This is a genomic window from Paenibacillus sp. Soil750 (assembly GCF_001428045.1).
GTDB lineage: Bacteria > Bacillota > Bacilli > Paenibacillales > NBRC-103111 > Paenibacillus_E > Paenibacillus_E allorhizoplanae.
This window is the reverse complement of record NZ_LMSD01000001.1, coordinates 568,550-589,376: the sequence shown is the minus strand read 5'-3', so window position 1 is coordinate 589,376 and position 20,827 is coordinate 568,550. Positions and strand designations below refer to the sequence as shown.

Annotated in this window: 16 protein-coding genes and 1 riboswitch; of the genes, 7 read left to right on the top strand and 9 right to left on the bottom strand. The window is 46.0% G+C overall.

All coding sequences use genetic code 11. The annotated features are described in order from the left end of the window. Positions 1-26: 26 nt before the first annotated feature. From ASL11_RS02575 to ASL11_RS02555, 5 genes are all read right to left on the bottom strand, one after another. Positions 27-914, bottom strand: coding sequence for a carbohydrate ABC transporter permease (locus ASL11_RS02575; RefSeq protein WP_056609303.1), 888 nt, complete (start codon positions 912-914; stop codon positions 27-29). A 13-nt stretch (positions 915-927) separates the two neighbouring features. Continuing rightward, positions 928-1,887: an ABC transporter permease gene (locus ASL11_RS02570; RefSeq protein ID WP_063795445.1), complete on the bottom strand. Its 960-nt coding sequence runs from the start codon at positions 1,885-1,887 to the stop codon at positions 928-930. Between the two features lie 18 nt (positions 1,888-1,905). Then, positions 1,906-2,931, bottom strand: coding sequence for a zinc-dependent alcohol dehydrogenase (locus ASL11_RS02565; protein ID WP_056609301.1), 1,026 nt, complete (start codon positions 2,929-2,931; stop codon positions 1,906-1,908). Positions 2,932-3,181: 250 nt separating this feature from the next. After that, positions 3,182-5,293 carry a hypothetical protein gene (locus tag ASL11_RS02560; RefSeq protein WP_056609299.1) on the bottom strand — a complete coding sequence of 704 codons (2,112 nt, stop codon included), beginning with the start codon at positions 5,291-5,293 and terminating at the stop codon, positions 3,182-3,184. A 198-nt stretch (positions 5,294-5,491) separates the two neighbouring features. Next, positions 5,492-6,376, bottom strand: coding sequence for an AraC family transcriptional regulator (locus tag ASL11_RS02555; RefSeq protein WP_056609297.1), 885 nt, complete (start codon positions 6,374-6,376; stop codon positions 5,492-5,494). A gap of 141 nt (positions 6,377-6,517) precedes the next feature. Between ASL11_RS02555 and ASL11_RS02550 the strand changes: the two genes are divergently transcribed. The 3 genes from ASL11_RS02550 to queF all read left to right on the top strand — a co-directional run bounded on the left by ASL11_RS02550 (position 6,518) and on the right by queF (position 9,197). Continuing rightward, complete coding sequence (locus ASL11_RS02550) at positions 6,518-7,528, top strand: Gfo/Idh/MocA family protein (RefSeq protein ID WP_056609295.1); 1,011 nt, start codon at positions 6,518-6,520, stop codon at positions 7,526-7,528. After that, positions 7,525-8,511, top strand: a complete 987-nt coding sequence (locus ASL11_RS02545; RefSeq protein WP_056609293.1) for a Gfo/Idh/MocA family protein — start codon at positions 7,525-7,527, stop codon at positions 8,509-8,511. Before ASL11_RS02550 ends, ASL11_RS02545 begins: the two co-directional genes overlap by 4 nt. A gap of 133 nt (positions 8,512-8,644) precedes the next feature. Further along, a riboswitch (PreQ1 riboswitch) is annotated at positions 8,645-8,688 on the top strand. Positions 8,689-8,699: 11 nt separating this feature from the next. Continuing rightward, positions 8,700-9,197: a preQ(1) synthase gene (gene queF / locus ASL11_RS02540; RefSeq protein ID WP_056609292.1), complete on the top strand. Its 498-nt coding sequence runs from the start codon at positions 8,700-8,702 to the stop codon at positions 9,195-9,197. A gap of 72 nt (positions 9,198-9,269) precedes the next feature. On the opposite strand, the gene ASL11_RS02535 is transcribed toward queF, so the two are convergent. From ASL11_RS02535 to ASL11_RS02520, 4 genes are all read right to left on the bottom strand, one after another. After that, entirely contained in the window at positions 9,270-12,662 is a 3,393-nt protein-coding gene (locus ASL11_RS02535; RefSeq protein WP_056609290.1) for a cadherin-like beta sandwich domain-containing protein, read from the bottom strand. A gap of 178 nt (positions 12,663-12,840) precedes the next feature. Further along, positions 12,841-13,074: a hypothetical protein gene (locus ASL11_RS02530; RefSeq protein WP_056609288.1), complete on the bottom strand. Its 234-nt coding sequence runs from the start codon at positions 13,072-13,074 to the stop codon at positions 12,841-12,843. Positions 13,075-13,128: 54 nt separating this feature from the next. Then, positions 13,129-15,186 (bottom strand): molybdopterin oxidoreductase family protein, encoded by a 2,058-nt coding sequence (locus tag ASL11_RS02525; RefSeq protein WP_235550346.1) that lies wholly within the window; start codon positions 15,184-15,186, stop codon positions 13,129-13,131. An 80-nt stretch (positions 15,187-15,266) separates the two neighbouring features. Then, complete coding sequence (locus tag ASL11_RS02520) at positions 15,267-16,517, bottom strand: helix-turn-helix domain-containing protein (RefSeq protein ID WP_056609286.1); 1,251 nt, start codon at positions 16,515-16,517, stop codon at positions 15,267-15,269. A 145-nt stretch (positions 16,518-16,662) separates the two neighbouring features. On the opposite strand from ASL11_RS02520, the gene ASL11_RS02515 reads away from it, so the two are divergent. Genes ASL11_RS02515 through ASL11_RS02500 form a run of 4 tightly spaced genes read left to right on the top strand, consistent with a single transcriptional unit; the run spans position 16,663 to position 20,814 of the window. Beyond that, positions 16,663-17,703: an ABC transporter substrate-binding protein gene (locus tag ASL11_RS02515; RefSeq protein WP_056609284.1), complete on the top strand. Its 1,041-nt coding sequence runs from the start codon at positions 16,663-16,665 to the stop codon at positions 17,701-17,703. Between the two features lie 35 nt (positions 17,704-17,738). Beyond that, a complete protein-coding gene (locus ASL11_RS02510; protein ID WP_056609282.1) occupies positions 17,739-18,617 on the top strand; it encodes an ABC transporter ATP-binding protein in 879 nt (292 codons plus the stop codon). After that, entirely contained in the window at positions 18,610-19,446 is an 837-nt protein-coding gene (locus tag ASL11_RS02505; RefSeq protein WP_056609281.1) for an ABC transporter permease, read from the top strand. The genes ASL11_RS02510 and ASL11_RS02505 overlap by 8 nt, the downstream gene beginning before the upstream one ends. Before the next feature lie 24 nt (positions 19,447-19,470). Further along, positions 19,471-20,814: an LLM class flavin-dependent oxidoreductase gene (locus tag ASL11_RS02500; protein WP_056609279.1), complete on the top strand. Its 1,344-nt coding sequence runs from the start codon at positions 19,471-19,473 to the stop codon at positions 20,812-20,814. Positions 20,815-20,827 lie beyond the last annotated feature (13 nt).

Below are 20,827 nucleotides of genomic sequence, written 5' to 3'. Positions count from 1 at the left end.
CAATTGTAGTAAAGTTGCTGTTAGGCTTATCCTTTGACAGCACCTAACAGCATGCCTTTGACGAAATATTTTTGTAGAAACGGATACACGATTAGAACTGGTATGATCGCCACCACAACGGTTGCCATCTTGATGGTTTCCGGCGGCATGGTATTTAATGAAGATTGAGAAATCGCAAGCTCCTGACTAATGGCCGGTGACACAATCATATTCCGCAGCACAACCTGTATCGGATATAGACTGCGATCATTTAAATACATGACCCCGCCGAAGTAAGCATTCCAGTGATTCACACCGTAGAACAATCCCAACGTTGCCATAATCGGCATCGAGAGCGGCAGCACAATCCGCATAAGTGTACCAATGTCGCTGCAGCCATCGACTTTCGCCGCCTCTTCAATTTCATAGGGAAGGCCTTCGAAGAAGGTCTTCATGATCAGAATATTAAAGGACGAGACAAGACCTGGAATGATAAGTGCCCATAATGAATCCATCAAGCCCGTGGCTTTCACCGTCAAATACATGGGGATGATCCCCCCTGAGAACAACATGGTAAACACGATGCCCATCAGGACGATATTGCGCCCCGGTAAAAATTTCTTCGATAACGGATAGGCCAGCATCGTCGTAATGGCTAGGTTGCACGCTGTACCAACGACCGTTACGAATATCGATACTTGCAGAGCTTTGGGCACAGTGTTGCTGGAGAAAATCGTTTTGAATGCTTCGAATGTGATCGCATGCGGTACGATGACAAATCCACCGTTCTTGAGCACTTCCGTATAGGGTGTGATGGACATAATGAAGACAAAGTAGATTGGAAACAGCGTTGCTAAACAGAAAAGTCCGAGTACGGTGTAAAGAACGGCATCTACAATGCGGTCTGATTTGGTTTTCTTAAGCATGAATGGCATAACGATGCCTCCTTTACCAGATGCCGGACCCGCCGACTTTTTTGGCCAGTTTATTCGCTCCAATAACGAGCACTAGACCGATTACTGATTTGAAAACGCCCATAGCCGCTGGGACACTGAATTCCATTTGTTCAATACCTCGGCGGAAGATCCAGGTGTCTAGGATATCTCCCACATCGTAAACGCGTGCGTTCAAGAATATGTATACTTGTTCGAAGCCGGCATCCATAATATGTCCGATTCGCAAGATTAACAGTAAGATGAACACTTCGCGAATACCTGGGAGCGTAATATGCCACAATTGCCGCCAACGACCTGCGCCATCTACAACAGCTGCTTCATATAATTCGTGGTTGATCGAGGCCAGTGCTGCCAAATAAATGATGGCTCCGAAACCAGTGCTTTTCCAAATATCTGACGTTACTAGCAGGGAACGGAAATAGTCCGAGTTGGTCAACACATCAAGTTCTCCCCAACCCATATCTCGAAAGAACGTCGTAACTAGCCCCGCACCAGGCGCAAAGAATGAAAACACAAGACCGTACACGATAATCCATGATAAGAAATGAGGCCCATAGGTGATCGTTTGTACAATTCTTTTGAACCAAGGAGCACGAATTTCATTTAAAATAAGTGCCAACATGACGTCTGGAAGCATGTTAAACAAAATACGATACACACTGATCAGAAGCGTATTTCGGACTAAACTAGGAAACTCCGGCGAGGCGAATATCGTTCGAAAATTATCGAAGCCAACCCATTCACTCCCCCATAATCCCTTCATGAGGTTATACTTCTTAAACGCAATCACGAGTCCGAACATCGGCACATAGTGATAAATAATGTAATACGCGATCCCCGGAACCATAAGTAAATACAACCATTTGTATCGGAGAAACGTTTTCCAAACATGCGTGGTCATTCGTCTTCTTCCTATGTGTTCACCAGATATCGACTTCACACTTGCTCGCATACCCCATCACCTCCTTTATTAATTGTTAAAGGAATCTGCTACTCCGGCGGGATTGGGTTGTTCATATCGCACGACAATACCCATCGATTTCTGCGGCTTTTCAAAGCAGCTTTGATACATGGTAGGTAACTCTTCGAGTGCGCACTCATTGGTAATCAGCGATTGAATATCAATCCTTTTCTGTGCGATCAAACGTAAAAACTCCCCCATGTTCCTGCCTTCCGTCCAACGAACATAGCCTATCGGGTAATCGACCCCTTGCTGCTCATAGGTTTCCTCATAGCGACCAGGACCGCCCGCACGTGAAATATGAACACTCGCTTCTTTCATAAATAGCAGATCCCGATCAAATTCCGTTCCAGTATCCCCGACGATCACAACACGACCGCGATCCCGCAGCCAACCAATTGCATCATCTATCATACTAAACTTCCGGTTGCTCGCACAAAGCATAACCGCATCTGCACCTTTACAGCCTGGATCGGATTCCACAGCCTTCTGAAGCTCATCCTTAGTGCGGCAGGCAATTGCACCAATAGCCTCAAGCGTTCGGCAGCGTTCCTCAATTAACTCTAAACCAATGACTTTATAAGACGCTGCATGCGCAATACGGGCAATGACTTGCCCAAGTATGCCAAGCCCCGCGATAATAATCGTTTCCCCAAAGCTTAGTTTAGCTTGACGCAAGGCATGAATCGCAATAGCACCAATACCGACAAATGCCGCTTCCTCCTGAGTCACGCCTTCTGGCACAGGTACAACCAAATGCTTGGGAACAAGCAGGAGTTCCCTATGCGCTGGCACCCCATAACAAGCCACTCGTTGTCCAGGGATGACGTGTGTAACACCTTCCCCTATCTCCATAACAATGCCACTAGCACTATAGCCTAAATTGGCATCCCCATTATTGGTTATCATCATTAGCTCGGTACCTACACTAACGACTGAGTATTCCGTCTTCACTTTGACAAATTGAGGAATCATTTCCGGGTTCGGAAGCTCCAACACTTGTGCTGACCCATTGATGCCCTTTACTGCTTTCATAACCCCTACCTCTTTTCTGGTTTATTTCTAATTTATAAAGTACATCACAATGACTAGTTAATTCTTTTGTGGTTTGTTTCTGATGTTTTTTATTATAAGTAGCTGACATGCGTGTTGTCAATAACTTTTTAATTTGGAATCGCTTACAGTGTTAGTTATTCTAACATTAAGTAACCAATTTCCCTTCATTACATAACATGGATATGACATAAAATAAGCCTATCTATGAAAAGACAGGCTCCAAAGGTTATTAAATTATGATGTTTCCCTCTTTATGTCTCACCCTATCCGATTCAACCGGAAGAGATGACCTATCGACTCCTTCTTCTACACAGGCCATCATGAGTAAATAGGAATCATGGCTGAACGCTCTCTCCGCAATCTCATACTTGCCTCCAGAGAAACGAGAACCTATCGCTCTCATTTTATTAGAGCCGTTATGTATGTTGAAATGCGCCGTCTCGGCATCCATTGCTGAGCTTTTGCACTCGCCGATCACCCACGTTACGATTCCTGACACGTCGCCTCGTTTCAAATAGGCCTTTGCTGCATTCGTCCCACTGAACACCGTGCCGCCATCGACCGTAATGGACTGGTCACTTGCACCTTTCTCATAGGGATGAAATGCGCCCATCAAAATCATGCCGCTATTTTCACAACCACCGCCTTGCATAACCACTTCAGGACACCAAACTTGAATGGGTTTTGCCTCTGGAGAAGCTCCTTTAAACCATGTATTCATCAAAACTAGTTTGTTAATACTACCTAGGGAATTATCATCAACGTTGTGAAATTGGCAATTCTGCATCGTGAAATCCGTCATAACTGGCCGAAATCCTACATGGGGATTATCGGGCATACGAGCGATTTCAACCCCCTTTGTCATGCCAAATGAACAACCATCCGCAAGATTACTTCGCTGTGAACGAGATGAGCTCTGTGAAAGTGTAAGCATCGTGTCCGCCGTACAGCCTCGCATTTGCAGCCCATCTGCGTTAGCCCAAATCGTACCGGAATCCACTAATCCCTCTTTCCAGACGGCATGAACATCCTCCAGTGTCAAATCTGTAATTCGCTTGTGTGCAACTACACGCGAAGCCACATGCTTTTTCACGGAGATTCGTTTCGCACTATCTCCCCATGTTGTACCACTGTTGGCAAATGATAATAAACCTGAATTCCCGATAAACGTCAGATCATGCTCGTATTGACCGTGTGTGACAAAAGAGCCATGTTCATCACCATCACCATGGCAGTTCTCCACCATGCAGTATGCTCCGCATGTGAAATCGTTTAAGTGACGGGCGTTGCTTGTATGGCAATCTCGGACATGACCGTACAACACGTTGAGTTGCTGCGTCAGGTATCCGGTTCCTCCCCAGATCACTTCCTCTGGGTTCATTAGCTTGCAACGCTCCGTCACAAAATGAGTGCAATAACGCCGCTCAATGACCGGCCAGAATACCTTAGTGGCTGTGACGTCGCTAACATTGCAAGCAACGGCGAATTCATAGGCAATGGGATGTGATCCTATCTGATCCCAATCTTCAGATGGCTTTATGCTCGTCGACCCATTATCAGGCACAGAAACACCTATAAAGTTCATATTCCTGATGTGACTGTGTATGACAGGCTGCATTTTCTTGTACGTGATTTCCCGTCCCGCAGCAAGCGTCCATCCGAGCTTATAATTCACACGAATATGGCTATCGTCTATGATTTCTGTGACCTGCACCATATAATCCAACTCGCGCTGCGCATAGCCTTCCGGATGGTTCTGAATCCTCGCTACCCACCAGTCTCCCACCTCAAAAGACGTCGTATCTAGCACCTCTAGCACGTCGGTTTGCTCTAGAAGATTAGCAGAGAGTGTAAGAGTCTGTGTTTCTCCTGTTGCTTTCCCCTGAAAAAAAATAACAGCTCCGAATGGATTGCTTTTCGCATTTAGCTCGATCCCGACTGTTGTGACACGACGCCCTCCAAAATCGAGTTCGATGTTGCTGCGGTCGTACGTATGTCTTCTGACAAAGTTAAGATCAGAATGTGACTCAATCCGATGAATCGATACATCGTTCACCATCGCATCCAAGGCGTCGTCTGCATCCCTTGTCGCGTCTAGAATGCCGAACCACCGAAAATCTCCTACCCCGTTATGTACGGTCTTCCATCGACCGCTCCCACCATGTCTAGGATCATGAATCGTGCCGCCGTTGTCGGCTTCGGTGCTGCCAATCATCCAACGAACTAGCTTGGAGCCACCGTCTCCCTTTTGATAATACCCATCCACATAGACAAGCTGCCCATCCTTAATCGTATTAACTTGATACGCTAATAACTCTTCCAGATTTGATAGTTGTATCATCCTATGGCCTCCGTTTACTTCACTTTGCCTTCGAAGCGAATTTTTCAAATCCCATTCTGATTCTCATCTAGTTCACTAATAAAACCTATTCACTTGAATTCCATTGTATCTGGTTTGTTTCAGATTTGTTTCCAAGTTCATAATTCAATAATTCCACTCCGTTGTCAACCTTTTTCTACAAGCATCGATCTATTCAAATTAGCTGTCGCTTACGTTCATTTTGTGCAGATATTGTTTAGGTGTACAGCCGTTGAATCGTTTGAACAACTCATAGAAATGCGCCATATTTCCTATTCCAACCGACTCTGCGATTTCGTTCACACTCCGTTTTTCAGTAACGAGCAGCCGCTCCGCTTTTGAAATACGCTTCTGGTTAACATAGTCGATAAATGAGGCTCCCATCTTGTTCTTAAAATATTTCGAAAAGTACGAATAACTCATACCAGCGATTCGACTGACCTCTCCCATATCGATCTTCTCCGTCAAATGCTCGTCCACATAAACAACAAGCGACCGAATGATATCCGCATCCCCATCCACATTGCCATGTGTCGTTAACAGATCCCGATTGTCATGGCGAAGCAGCATTAAGAGCAGATGCTTGATGTGCATGCTCACCGCAATTTCATACCCTTTCTTAGTTCCCATAACTTCATCATGGGTATCCGTAATAATCTTGGCAATTTCTTTCTTCACTTGATCATTTTCTTGGAAAATATAATTGAGCGCTTCTAACGGATGAAAAATCTCCAAAAAATCTCGATAATACCTCATCATTGCCGGATCAAAATAAGGCTGGAGGTCAATGTGTAGAACGATATAGACGAGATCCTTATCACTTATTTTGCGTCCTCTATGCAGCTGGGAGGAGCCGATTAGCATCACATCCCCGGCTTTGAGCGAGTAGACTTGATTCGGTGTCTGAATTTCGTGGATACCTTGCTCAACTAAAATGAATTCAATCTCTTTATGATAATGCCAGGTATTTCCGTACTCTTTTTCTGCCCCTGACTGGGTGAATCGCCACACTTTCATGCATAATGAGGGGTTCTGATAAGGGATAGGCTCTTTATAAATATGCATGGCTCACAAACACCGCTCTTTCCCTGATGACAAATTTGGATATAAACTGAATAAATGTCCGCATATACGCTACCTTACAATACCTATATCATATTACTTAGTTACATATTTTCATACGATAATATGAGGAGTGAATTTGGCATGAAAATAGCGATCGTTGGTTGCGGGGGGATGGGGAATGTGCACGCCCTCAGCTATGTCAATATGCCTGATGTGGAGTTGACAGGTGTATGCGATCTGGATATCGAGCTAGCACAAGCACTTTCCGTTAAGACAGGAGCACCTGCTTATACGACTTTTGAAGCCATGCTGAACGAGGCTGATTTCGATATCGTCAGTGTGACACTGCCAAGCTACTTACATAAGGAATATACGTTAAAAGCGGCACAAGCTGGCAAACATGTGATATGCGAGAAACCACTTGCCCTTAATTTAGAGGATGCAGCAGCTATGATCCAAGGTTGCGAGCAATACGGCGTCCGCTTGTTTGTCGGACACGTCGTTCGCTTCTTCCCTGAATATGTACAAATGAAGCAAGCCATTGATGAGGGCAAGTTAGGACGAGTCGGCGTCATTCATGCCAAACGAATCGGTTCACACCCTGGTGATGTCAGACCATGGTTCAAAGATTCCGAGAAAAGCGGAGGCGTCATTACCGATCTCATGATCCACGATATTGATTTTCTACGTTGGGCTATCGGCGATGTGAAGTCCGTATATGGCTTGAACCAACGCGTCAATGACTTGGATTATGCGCTAGTCACACTTCTTTTTGAAAACGGAGCCGTTGCCAACGTGGAAGCCTTCTGGGGTTACCAAGGACCGTTCCAAACCGCCGTGGAAATTGCAGGCAGCAAAGGCATCATCCGCAGCGACAGCCAAAAAAGCAGTTCACTCCACATCTGCAAAGCCCCTTCCGATTCAGAAGGCAGACGTTTCGCGGAAGTTCCGCAAAGTCCGGGATACGCTAGTCCTTATGATTTGGAGATTGCCCATTTCATCCAGTGCATCCGAGATGGAAGTGAGCCTATCGTTACTGCGAACGATGCCTATAAAGCACTAGAAATTACGATGGCTGCACTGGAATCAGTTCGTACGGGGAAATCTGTCCAACTGAAGACGAGCTCAACGTTCGGGGAGGAAACAGTATGAAGAAATTAAAAGTAGGTATGATCAGTTTCGCGCACGGCCATGCATACTCTTATTTGGAATCACTACGAGCAATCCCGCAGGTGGAGGTCACGGGTTTTGCAGACGAGAGTCACAGCCGCGTGGAAAAAGTAACCGCTGCATACGGATTGCCTCATTATGAGCGTTATCAGGATTTACTCGCTACGGATCTGGATGCTGTTGTCATTTGTTCCGAGAACGTGCACCACGCAGAGATCACGATCGCAGCGGCGAAAGCAGGCAAGCACGTGCTTTGTGAAAAACCGCTTGGCGTTTCAGTCTCGGAAATGGAGGCCATGATTGCCGCCTGTAAAGAAAACGGTGTTCAATTGATGACCGCATTCCCTTGCCGCTATTTGGCCTCAGTTGTTAAAGCCAAGGAGGCAATCGAACACGGCGAAATCGGTGAGATCGTGGCCATAAAGGGAACCAATCGTGGCTCACTCCCTTCAGGCTGGTTCCTCCAGTCCGAGCTATCTGGCGGCGGTGCCTTATTAGATCATACTGTACACGTCATGGACTTGATGAATTGGATGACCCAATCCGAAGTGAAAGAAGTCTATGCTTATGCGGCTACATTATTCAATGAAAATTTAGAGATCGATGATGCGGGCATGATCCATGTCAAATTCGCGAATGGGGTAATCGGCGTCTTAGACACAAGCTGGTCGCGGAATGCCGCTTTCCCTACTTGGGGAGATGTGACGATGACGATTGTGGGTACGAAAGGAACGCTCTCCATCGATGCTTTTGCTCAAAAGAACGAGCTATATAGCTTAGATAACGGAAAAGGCCAATGGAACTTCTGGGGTGACTCCATGGATGCTTACTTAGTGAAAGCATTTGTTCAAGCGTTGCTGAATGGCGAACAGGTGCCGATCACAGGGGAAGATGGATTACGTTCAACTGTTGTCGCCTTAGCGGGTTACAAATCCGTGGCACTAGGCCAACCCGTGTTGCTGTAAGCGTAAGCTAGACGATATGCACAAGTCAGTAATAATTGCCACCCGGCCCAAAGATGCTTTTTCCTGCAAAATATGATACATTTCATGAAATAGGAAGTCACCTCTATGAGCGGACCTACGGACCTATCTGCTTATAGAAGAGGTTCGCAAACTCCCTCTCTAAAAAACTATGAAATGAGGATTTACCCATGGCAGGAAGAAGTAATGAAGACTTGAAAGAGATTACCCTTCTGGGCAATCAAGGCACGAAATATGTGTTCAATTATGACCCTACACTCTTAGAAGCATTTGATAATAAACACCCCGATCGGGCTTATTTCGTCAAATTTAACTTCCCGGAGTTCACAAGCTTATGTCCTGTAACTGGACAACCGGATTTCGCTACCCTCTACATTTCGTATATTCCTACGATCAAAATGGTCGAGAGCAAGTCCTTGAAACTATACCTTTTCAGCTTCCGCAACCACGGAGATTTCCACGAGGATTGTGTCAATATTATTATGAATGATCTCATCGATTTGATGAATCCGCGCTATATCGAAGTATGGGGCAAGTTCACGCCTCGCGGCGGCATCTCCATTGATCCTTACTGTAACTGGGGTCAACCAGGTACGAAGTACGAAGCCATGGCTGAGCATCGCTTGATGAATCACGATCTATATCCAGAGAAAATTGATAACCGCTAAGATACTAGCAGAAATAAAAAAGCTTGATCAATTCCCAGTAGTGCACTGGGCTTGATCAAGCTTTTTTATTTCTTATATATCCTTGTCTTTGTCCTTGCCCCGGATTACCGTCAAGAGATAAGACATCATGGACGAATCTTCTGCGGTAACGACAATAGCAATTTCATTCGGACCAGGATGCAATTTGATTGTTTTAGAAGGAGAACCGCTTACAACAGTTCCTCCGTCTACGGTCACGGTAGCTGTGCTATCTGATGTGGTTGGTGTTACTTGTATTTTAGAATTCCCAGTAGATACATTGACCGTTTGGGTTGTAAGCAAAGGGTTAAATACAAACGTACCCACGTCGATAGTTAGGTTACCTAAATTCGCATTGTCTGAGAGTAAACGCGTTACCACTAGTCGATAAGTCTTCGTCGTTGTATCTTCTGCGGTAACGACAAGTACTATGACATTTTCACCAACCTGCAGTTGAACGGCATTGGAAGGTGATCCACTAACAACTGGAGCACCGTTTACGGTCAAAGCAGCCTCGCCGCTTCCTGTCGTTGGTGAAATGATAAGCTCAGACGTGCTTTTTGGAACAGAAGACACATACTCCGTCACTGCTGGATCAAATGCCGGGCTTAATGTACCAGCATTCACCTCCAAACCACTTAACGTACTGTCCGTAGAAGGCCATACCTCTGTCGCAGTAACTCCAGCTGCCTTATCATAATTGGTGCCCAAATTGTTTAAGCGATTCTTATTTACCAGAATGTTAGCGCCAGCTTGTAATTGAATGCCATTTGCATTTCCAGTAAGGACATTTCCTTCAATTTGTACATTCTGAGGATCACCAGCGCCGATAAAGTTAGCATTCTGATCCCCTCTATCATGCTCCAGCAAAATGCCCCAATAATTAGACGCCGTATTATTTCGAATGATGTTATTAACAATACGAGTTCCCGGCCCATTTAGAATATTGATACCTACTGCATTTTCGACCGATGTTGTATTTTCGATAATATTGTTCTCAATCAACGTTTCTGGCGTACCCATCGTGACAACAATGCCTTCTCGCGAATTACGGATCACATTGTCATGAATGTGGTTATTTGGGCCGGATTTACTATGATTAGAAGGAGCCGTTCCCCCCGTATTACCAAGGCCCACACCTCCGCCTGTCAAAATATTCTCGATGGTGTTGCCGTACACCTCATTTAAATATTCTAACTCACCATGAAGATCAATGGCGTCTAATTTGGTATTCATATAATGATTGTTACGCAAAACGTTATTGTGCGCGACATTTTGGATTAGGGAACCATGACGTAAATACGGTCCTTCAAACGTTGAATCTTCAACAACATTCCAATACGTATCATTGTCGAAACCAAGTCGATCCACCTTCGGCATCCCTTGAATGGAGGTTCCGTAACCTGCTCCGCCTCCACCTAGATCTGTTGCATTTCGGAATGTGCTGTGGCGAACAACCACATCATGACTGTTCTCAATACGGATAGCCATCCGTCTAAAACGTTCCACCGTAACATGATCAATCGTCACATTATAGGATGGAATTTCTCCATAGTTAGCTATAGCAATGCTGCTATCGGGACCACCTGCATCGGGATTGTTCGTTGCATGCTCGAGAGAGAATGAGCGATTCCAAGTCGATGTGATCGTCAAGTTTGAAACCTTAATATCGTGTTGACTTGATGACTTCACAACGGAACTATTTTTAATATCATCGATGCTGGATTTCAAGATAGTGCCACTTTCACTTTCACCACGTAAATTCACGCCGGACTTCAACTTCAAATTCACAAAGCCATCTGGCGAAGTGATTAGGTTATACACACCGTTTGGCAGGTAAACTTCGTCTCCTGGAGAAGCAGCATTAATGGCATTTTGAATCGCAACACGGTCATCATTCGCATTATCTGCAGGATCCGCACCATAACTAGTTACATTAAGGGTTGCTCCTGTGACAGGGTTCGGTGTATGCAGCGCATGTACAGTGCCATCTGGATTCGTTAATCCTGCTTTGGTGAAAGGAACCGTCACTGGAGGAGCAGTTGGTGTAATGTTCGGTACTATGGCAACTGGAGTGTCGCCTGTTAGATAGGGTGCATAGATCATGACATCCGTTAAGCTGGTAAACGTGCTGCCATCTGAGTTCCCATGTCCTATGATACGCACGAAACGAGCATCCGTATCTGGAATATCAAAAGCTTGCATATTCGCTGTGGTCGCACGGCTGTTTCCACTCCATACATTTGTCCATGCTATAGCATCATTAGAAGTCTCAATATCGATTCGAGTGGAGCGCAGATCACCTTTATAAAATGCAATACCTACATAGCCGATTCGTTTGGTTTGACCTAAATCAAACATGATATACTGACCGTCACCTGATGCTGACCAACGACTGTATAAGTTATTATCTAATGTATTGCTCTCCACATTCCCGTCACTGCTGCTCGCATTTACATCGACAATCGGAATCGGTGTAACAGGCGCTGACAAGGTTGTTGTGTTGTAGGTCAAAGGTTCTGTAGAGTAGTTTCCAGCTACGTCTCCAGCATAGACGGCATAAGATACACTAGTATTCGGTGTCAGGCCTTGAGCCGTATACGTGTTACTGCCCGCAATGGTCGCTGTAAGTGCGCCATCTTGGTAAAGCTTATAGTTTGCTACGGAGCTATCATCTGTTGCTGCTGGCCAAACAAGCTGCACAAAGTCTGTACCTAGATTCATTGACTTTAAGGCAGCACCTGCAGGCCATTGTGGCGGCGTAGTATCGCTTTGCACAATGCGCTTCACAAGAAGCTGCGTTTCCGGATTAGAGACGGAGGTATTATCTTTGGAATAGATGTTGACTGATTTCCCTGATGATAGCGAATCTGCAACCACAAAGGATACGATGCCATCCGCTAAATGTTGCCTCACATAGTCAGAGACATCAATGTCATGATAAATCGGCTTAGCGCCATTTAAGGTAGTAATCGTAAATTGACTGACCTGCTCCATTTGCTGAAGATCTTTTTGAAGGGCAGAAGCATTGTTCCATGTAAACGTATTTTCCTGCCACGAATTGTCGTTTAATCCGAAAACCTGAAAATCCGCTGTCGTCAGGTTGGTTCCTAATTTAGCAGATACTTGCAAAATAAATTTATAACTCGGATCTGAAGCTGCCGTCACATCAAATTTAAAATACATGTATTTCTTTTGGGTACTCGTAGAAGAGATACTGAAGAGTCCGTCCGTTGTACCATTCCTTCTATCGTAATTCGTATCCGCGAGTGTTGGCGTAGCCGTATCTCCGCTCTTCCACGCGATCGCTGCATCCGCCGCAGGGGGAAGTTTCATAACCTCAACCTCAAGATCTGCTGCCATTCCTGCTATAGGAAGGAGCAACGACAATATCATGGAAAACATAAGCATGATTGCAAACTTTTTTTGGACATTATGAAATTTCATTGTAGCAAAACTCCTTATCCTTAAATTATTATAATTGTAAGCGTATACATAAATGATGATACATGCTTTCCGCTCGATTTAATTGTCATTTATTTAGGTTCGGGAGTGACTAAATTCGGATTTCCACAAAAAAACCGATCCCAGAAGGATCGGTTCAAGTTCATTCATCCACCTTATCTTAGTACAAAGGCTGTGGTGTATACGGCTGCGGACATTGCGGGAACGGCAAAATATCTCTCACTTGATTAAATGTATAGTGCTTCGTAGCGAATTGCGTATGGTATAAATATTCAATGACGTAGATCGAGCCACCTTGTACACTGCACAAAATGCCGGATACCCCGGTACCATCCATCAGGGAAATACCAACCGGCCTCCCGATTAAAGCGTAAGCTTTTTGCTGAATAGGCATAAGTCATCATCTCCTGATCTCACCCTATGTCATCATCCGCCCAAAGGTTCAAGATCATTTCAACTTTTCCACGCCTACCCGTCCCGAGAAAAAGGTAGCCCCTCCGCCCATATCCGCCACGCGATCTGGCGTCAGGACATTCACGCGTGTCTTGCTGCCTGGCGTATCCGCCCAAAGCCCTTGACTGACAGCTACCCCGCGCCGCACATCGCGACCAGCCATAACGACAAGCTCGCACTCGCCGCGCTCGTTCCACACCCGTGCGAGATCACCGCTGGCCAAGCCCAAAGCCGATGCATCGTCTTCATGCATATGCAGCTTCGGCACTTTCTCCATGCGAACATGCTTTTCGTTATGAGCAAAGGTTGAATTCAAGAAGTTATGATTCGGCGCCGGAATGAACATAAATGGCAAATCACTGACCTCAGCAAGTGGGACATACGTTGGAAGCGCTGGAAACCCCTTACTCGCCATCTCGGCCGAATAGAGTTCGATTTTGCCGCTAGGCGTCCGAAGTTTCCCAGGAAATAATGGAGTAATCTCCGCCTTCATGAATCCTGTGTCCAGCAACGCATCATAGGTTATTTCAGCTAATGCTGGATTTCCAGGATGATTCAAAGCCTGACGAACCATCTCCTCATCGCTGGCCCGCAGCGCTTCATCCTCGTAGCCCATCATCGAAGCAAGCAGTCGGAACACATCCACATTCGCTTTGCTTTCACCATAAGGCGCAATTACAGGGAGCTGAAGATGCACATAGTGATGCCAATAGGAGCGATAAAAGTCTGTATTTTCAAAAGAGGACGTCGCTGGCAGCACAATATCCGCATATTTGGCTGTTTCCGTTAGGAACAGATCATGCACGACGGTGAATAAATCCTCTCGTTCCAGCCCCTCTTTCACTTTATTCGCATGTGGCGCGACCAACGCTGGGTTGGAATTATATACGTATAACGCATGGATTGGCGGATCTAGCTCGAGCAAAGCGCTGCCAAGCAAGTTCATATTGATTTGTCGAGCTTCCTTCTTACGCAAATCCGGTCGCTGCAAGGCCGGCAAATTATGCTCCAAATAGGCGCCATTCCCTTTGATTGCACCGCCGCCTTGATGCAGCCACTGTCCTGTTAGAGCTGGCAAGCAAGCGATAGTCCGCACGCACATGCCGCCGTTATCATGATGCTGAATCCCGTTCCCTATACGAATAAAGGAAGGGGATGTCTCACCGTATAAACGAGCAAGGCGATAAATGTCCTCTACCGGCACACCAGTTATCTCAGATACGCTAGCAGGATCGTATTGCTTAACATGCTCTCTTAGCTCCTCGTGCCCAACAGTGTATTGGTGTAAGAATGCCTCATCCGTCATCCCCTCAGCAAACAGAATATGCATCATGCCAAGTGCTAGAGCCGCGTCAGTTCCCGGCAAAATGGGAATAAACCAGTCCGCCCAGCGACCTGTTTGGTTCTTATGCGCATCAATTACGATGATTTGTGCGCCGTTTTTGCGGGCTTTCTCGGCCAGCATCACCTGATGCATATTCGTGCTGACCGCATTGATCCCCCACATGATGATCAACTTCGCATGCACCGTATCCTCGGGATCGGTTCCATAGCTGCCGCCCATCGTATATTTATAGCCCTCGGTGCCGGCAGATTCACAAATGGCATACAGCAGACGACTGGCTCCCATTCGATGAAAGAAGCGACGATCCATACCTTCCGTCCCAATCCGTCCCATATTGCCATAGAAACTATACGGCAAGATGGCTTCTGGGCCTTCCGAGGCAATCAATTCTTTCCAGCGACTCGTGATCGTGTCCAATGCCTCATCCCAGGAAATCCGCCTAAAAGAGGCCTCCTCCCCCTTGGGGCCGATTCGTTTCATGGGATACTGCAGCCTTTTATCATCATAAATACGTGCCGTCATGTTGCGAACTTTGTTGCATATGGCTCCCTGTGTCACGGGGTGATCAGGGTCTCCTTCTATTTTAACAATCTTCCCGTCTTCTTTATGAAGCAGTAAACCGCACTGATCTGGACAGTCCAGTGGGCAAACGGCTGGAAAGATACCTTGTTGTTCTTCCGTCATCGTGGTCGTCATTGTTGTGCGCATGATCTTCTTCGTAGCTCCCTTCCACATACATCATTTCTTTACTATATACCGAAATGGAATGGAAGTGAAACCGTGCACTTTTAGTACAATTGTTCATCTGACCAATCTCCCTCTAAGGGATGACCACTCAAATGAGGTAGCTTTAAAGCCTTAATCGCTTGCTGTAAATAGTCACCATTCCAACGAGTGTCCTGTAATTTGGATAATGTGGGCGTGTGAACTGCGCCATTCTCTTGATACAACTGTGCGAGCGAATTCATATCTTTTGTATAAAATGAAGCGTCCCATCTGACTTTGGTCATAATGGCAACGGCAATCTCCACGGGGATCCCTTTAATTCGGGAAATCAGCTCTGCCGCTGCATCGGGATCATTGCGAATAAAGGCGTGTACTCGGAGATGTGCTTTCAAATAAGCGATGGTATCTCCTTCATGATGATGAACCCACTTCTCGTCTGCGACGACACCCGTAAGGTAATCTTCCCCAATTCCTTCTTGAAAAAGCACGTTGCCGACTCCGTGATAGTTAACCAAAGAGATATAAGGCTCCCACATGGCACATCCTGCAATTTTCCTTTTTACAATCCCCGCCATACTCTCATCCATTTCTTTGTGAATGACCTGATCTCCGCCCCCTCCCAGTGATTGGAGCAGCTTCGATAACCGTCTACCTGCACTCGATTGTGCGGCCGACGTGAGTGACCAACCACAAATCTCCGAAATATCACTGGGCTCCAGCCCTTTGCGTAAAATGAGCGAAATCCCTTGTCCACCGGAGGTTTTACCATCAAAAGCAATTAGAACAGGTTTAAAAGCCGGGAACGTCTGACACAGCGAAGCACCTAGGACAATCGGATAGTCTCCCAACGACGCAATCTGAATGCTGCCGCCTACCATCCCTTGCAGAAGCACCGCACCGTTAGCACCATCGAACCATTTCACCTGAACCACACGACTTGGATTGGCTGCGGCAAGCTCTTCTTCCAACCAACCCAGCTCTTTCATGATGAGAGATGTCCACATATGAGCTGTTCCACTCTGATAACCAACCGTTAATGTTGGATTTTCTTGAGCAGATACGGTAGACGATGCTCCTGCTGTAAAGACAGGATTCTGAAGACTAACCGCATGGAGACGTACCCATTGCTCTAATTCTTTCTTATCAATTAAGATCTCTTTGCCAATTTTCACAAAAGGAAGTTGCTTTAATTTACGCCACCGATCAAAGGTCGAACGGCTAACACCGAGTAAATCAATCGCTTCCTGCAAGGGTATCAGATTGAATCGCTGCATGGACATCAAAGTCACCTCGATTGGGTTCATAATGGTCATTCATCGTCATTCCTGTTCATGTGTCGCCAATTTATTGACAGAAAATGGGTGTAATCGTATATTTCATTATATAAACCAATACACAGTAAGTCTATAGGAATTATAAGTTTAAGGATTGGAAATTATCGTAAGGGGGAATTGGATTATGACCATACCATTGAAAAGAAGTTATGTGACAGCCTTATCTTTCGTTCTTGCCTCATCCTTCGTCGTATCCGCTTGTGGCAACAAAGATCAAACCGTTTCAGCAAAAGGCCAGACGCCAGAAGTTTCAGAGCTTCGCTATCAAGGTAGCGTCGGTTCCGTTACATATCCCGAATTAGCTGAAGATTTGGGCTACCTCGCCCCCTTGAAGTTAAAGTTTATCGGCAATACCATTAGCGGTCCGCAAGATATTCAAGCAGTCGTAACCGGTGATACGGATTTTGGCGGAGCCTTCAATGGTGCCATTGTGAAGCTGATCGCTGCGAAGGCACCAATTAAGCCCGTTATTTCTTACTATGGTGTCGATGATAATACGTGGACTGGATATTACGTGCTAGATGGCAGTCCGATTAAAACAGCAAAGGATCTTATCGGCAAAAAAATTGCGGTAAATACGTTAGGTGCACATCATGAATTTGTCATTAAGGAGTATTTGCACAGAGCCGGACTTACAGCTGAGGAAATTAAGCAAGTCACCTTGGTTGTCGTTCCACCGGTGACATCAGAGCAAACACTGCGTGCTGCACAAATTGATGTAGCCGCACTTGGAGGCACCCTTCGTGATAAAGCGTTGGAACGCGGCGGCATTCAGCCTTTATTCAAAGATAAAGATTTATTTGGCAATTTTAGTGCTGGTAGCTATGTGCTGACTGACAAATTCATCAAGAACAATCCCAATGCCTCTCATAAATTTGTTGAAGCGACAGCCAAAGCCATTGAATGGGCTCGCACAACACCTCAGACCGAAGTCGTGGCTCGTTATGAAAAAATCATCAACGCACGCGATCGCAAAGAAGATACCTCTACCGTTAAGTTCTGGAAAAGTACGGGCATTGCAGGTAAAGGAGGGCTCATTTCTGACAAAGAATTCGACACCTGGATCCATTGGCTTGTCAACGAAGGTGTGATTAAAGAGGGACAGTTGAGTGTCAAAGGCCTATATACGAATGAATTTAACCCTTTTGTCAATGAGAAAAAGTAAACATCATCTGAAGAAAACGTGAAGGAGGCAAGTCAATGACAGCTAAAATTAGCATTCAGCATGTGCAGAAATCGTTTCGTATTCAGCGAAACTTGGGGCACCTGAAAGAAGATTCACAGCCCATCTCCGCCTTACAGGATATTAACTTGGACGTCAAACAGGGAGAATTCATGGTCATTGTTGGGCCGAGCGGCTGCGGTAAATCCACACTTCTGGACCTCCTTGCAGGGTTAACGAAGCCTAGCAGCGGACAAATTCTACTAGATGGGAAGCCCATCACAGGGCCTAATCTTGATCGAGGGATTGTGTTCCAGCAGTATGCCTTGTTCCCTTGGAAAACAACACTTGCCAATGTGGAATTTGGCTTGGAGGCTAAGGGCGTGCCTCGTAAGGAACGACGCAAAATTGCCTTAGAGTTTATTCAGTTAGTGGGCCTATCCGGTTTTGAAAATAGATATCCCCACGAAATTTCCGGCGGCATGAAGCAGCGTGTTGCTATCGCAAGAAGCTTAGCTTATGACCCTGAAGTGCTGCTGATGGATGAGCCTTTTGCAGCACTTGATGCACAAACACGAGAAACACTGCAAAGCGAATTATTGCGCATCTGGGAAGCCACGAAGAAAACGATTATTTTTATCACGCACGGTATCGAAGAAGCGGTTTATTTGGGGCAAAGAGTGGCTGTCATGACCTCGCGTCCTGGGCGAATCAAGACGGTGCTTGATATTCCTTTTGAATCGAGGAGAAGTGAAGAAGATTTGAGATCCAACCCAGATTTCGTCAAGCTGCGGCATGAAGTATGGGATTTACTCAAAGATGAAGTAAGCAGAGCGCAAGAACAAGAGAAAAGTAAGACCTTGGATAGCTTTGAGCCTAGTAAATCAGTGATAAAAGGAGGCGTTATCAATGGCTAGTGTAAATGCAGGTAAAGCCCTGATCTTGGGTAGAAAGGAAAGCTTTGATGCCATCGGTTGGATCGTAACAAAGCTGCGAAAAGCATTTAAAAACAGCATTGTGATTATCGCCTTGCTGCTCTTATGGGAATTTGCCCCGCGCCTCGGGCTCGTCGATGCCACATTCTTCCCTCCGATCTCCGAAATCGCTACGGCCTGGTGGCAACTTCTGCTCTCCGGTGATCTAGCTGAGCATACGACTGCAAGCTTATCGCGCTCTCTCGGCGGATTCTTGTTAGCCATATTGCTCAGTATTCCCCTCGGACTTGCGATAGGCTGGTGGAAGCCCGTCTCCGAATATCTCAATCCTCTGCTTGAGTTGCTTCGGAATACCGCAGCGCTGGCCATTCTACCCGTATTCATCCTCTTATTAGGGCTAGGTGAGACCTCTAAAGTTGCCATCGTGCTCTATGCGTGCGCTTTCCCGCTCCTACTGAACACCATTAGTGGTGTGAAAAATGTGGAACCCCTTTTAATTAAATCGGCTCGTTCCATGGGCTTGTCTTCTATTCAACTCTTTCGCAAGGTTATCATCCCTGCTGCAATTCCCACGATTTTCGTAGGCATTCGTCAGGCCGGTGCAAGCTCTATTCTCGTACTTGTCGCCGCTGAAATGGTCGGGGCCAAATCTGGTCTGGGTTATTTAATTCAATATACACAATTCAGCTTTCAGATTACGAACATGTACGCAGGGATTATTTCGATTTCCGTGATTGGTGTCATTATCAATTTTCTTTTAGTTACGCTTGAGAAAAGATTGACCGGCTGGAAGCAAACTTACAGCGAATAAACGAAAAAGGTGGCGTGAATGACCATGAGTCAATCCAAAAGACAACTGCATTTAAATGTTTTTCTCATGAACACTGGACATCACGAAGCTTCATGGAGGCATCAGAACACAGAGCCTGAGAACATAACCGATATTCGATATTTTCAACGGATCGCTCAAATTGCGGAAAAGGCGAAGTTCGACTCTCTCTTTCTCGCAGATGGGTTAGCCGTAGGTCAAAATATTAAGCATGGCGCGTTTGTCGGCCTCGAGCCTTTTACTCTACTATCGGCGTTGGCCGCTGTAACGGAGCATATTGGACTGATTGGTACCGTATCGACGACGTATAACGAACCGTTTCATGTTGCGCGTAAATTCGCTTCGCTGGATCATATCAGCAAAGGTCGCGCTGGTTGGAATATTGTTACGTCTGGCAGTTCCTTTGAAGCCAGTAATTTCAGCAAAGATACCCATTTAGAGCACAGCAAGCGCTATGAACGGGCAAAAGAATTCTTAGATGTCACAACTAGCTTATGGGACAGCTGGGAAGATGAAGCTCTCATCATCGATCGGGAGTCTGGCACTTTCGCGGATCGGAGTAAAGTCCGAGAGATCAATCATGTCGGCGACACATTCAAAGTCCGCGGTCCCTTGAATATTCCTAGATCTCCGCAGGGGTATCCTGTGCTCGTTCAAGCTGGTTCTTCCGAGGATGGCAAAGAATTCGCTGCCCAGTACGCCGAGGCGATATTTACCGCACAGCAAACTCTAGTCGAAGCCCAGCAATTTTACTCCGATGTCAAAGCTAGATTAGTGAAGTATGGCCGATCTCCTGAACAGTTGAAAATACTGCCTGGCATCTGCCCCATCATCGGTAGGACCGAATCTGAGGCCAAAGAGAAAGAGCAACAACTAAACGAATTAACTGTTCCTGAATATGGTCTCAATCAGCTGTCAAATATGCTTGGCGTCAATTTACACTCGTACCCTTTGGATGGTCCGTTACCGGAGCTTCCTAGCTTGTCCGACATCAACGGCAATAAAAGCCGCTTTCAGCTTGTCGTTGACCTCGCTGGGCGCGAGAATTTAACCATCCGCGCGCTGCTTCACCGCCTAGCTGGCGGTCGCGGGCATCGCACATTCGCTGGCACCCCTATCCAGATCGCCGATCAACTCGAAGAATGGTTCCTTTATGGGGGCAGTGATGGCTTTAATGTGATGCCGCCGTATTTACCTGCAGGAATCGAAGAATTCGCAGAGTTTGTCATTCCAGAACTGCAGCGCAGAGGCTTGTTCCGAACTGAGTATTCCGGCTCCACACTTCGGGGGCATTTGGGACTTGCAAGACCTGTTAACCAGTATGCGACTGTTGCCGTAGAAGGCGCATAAAACTATAATATTG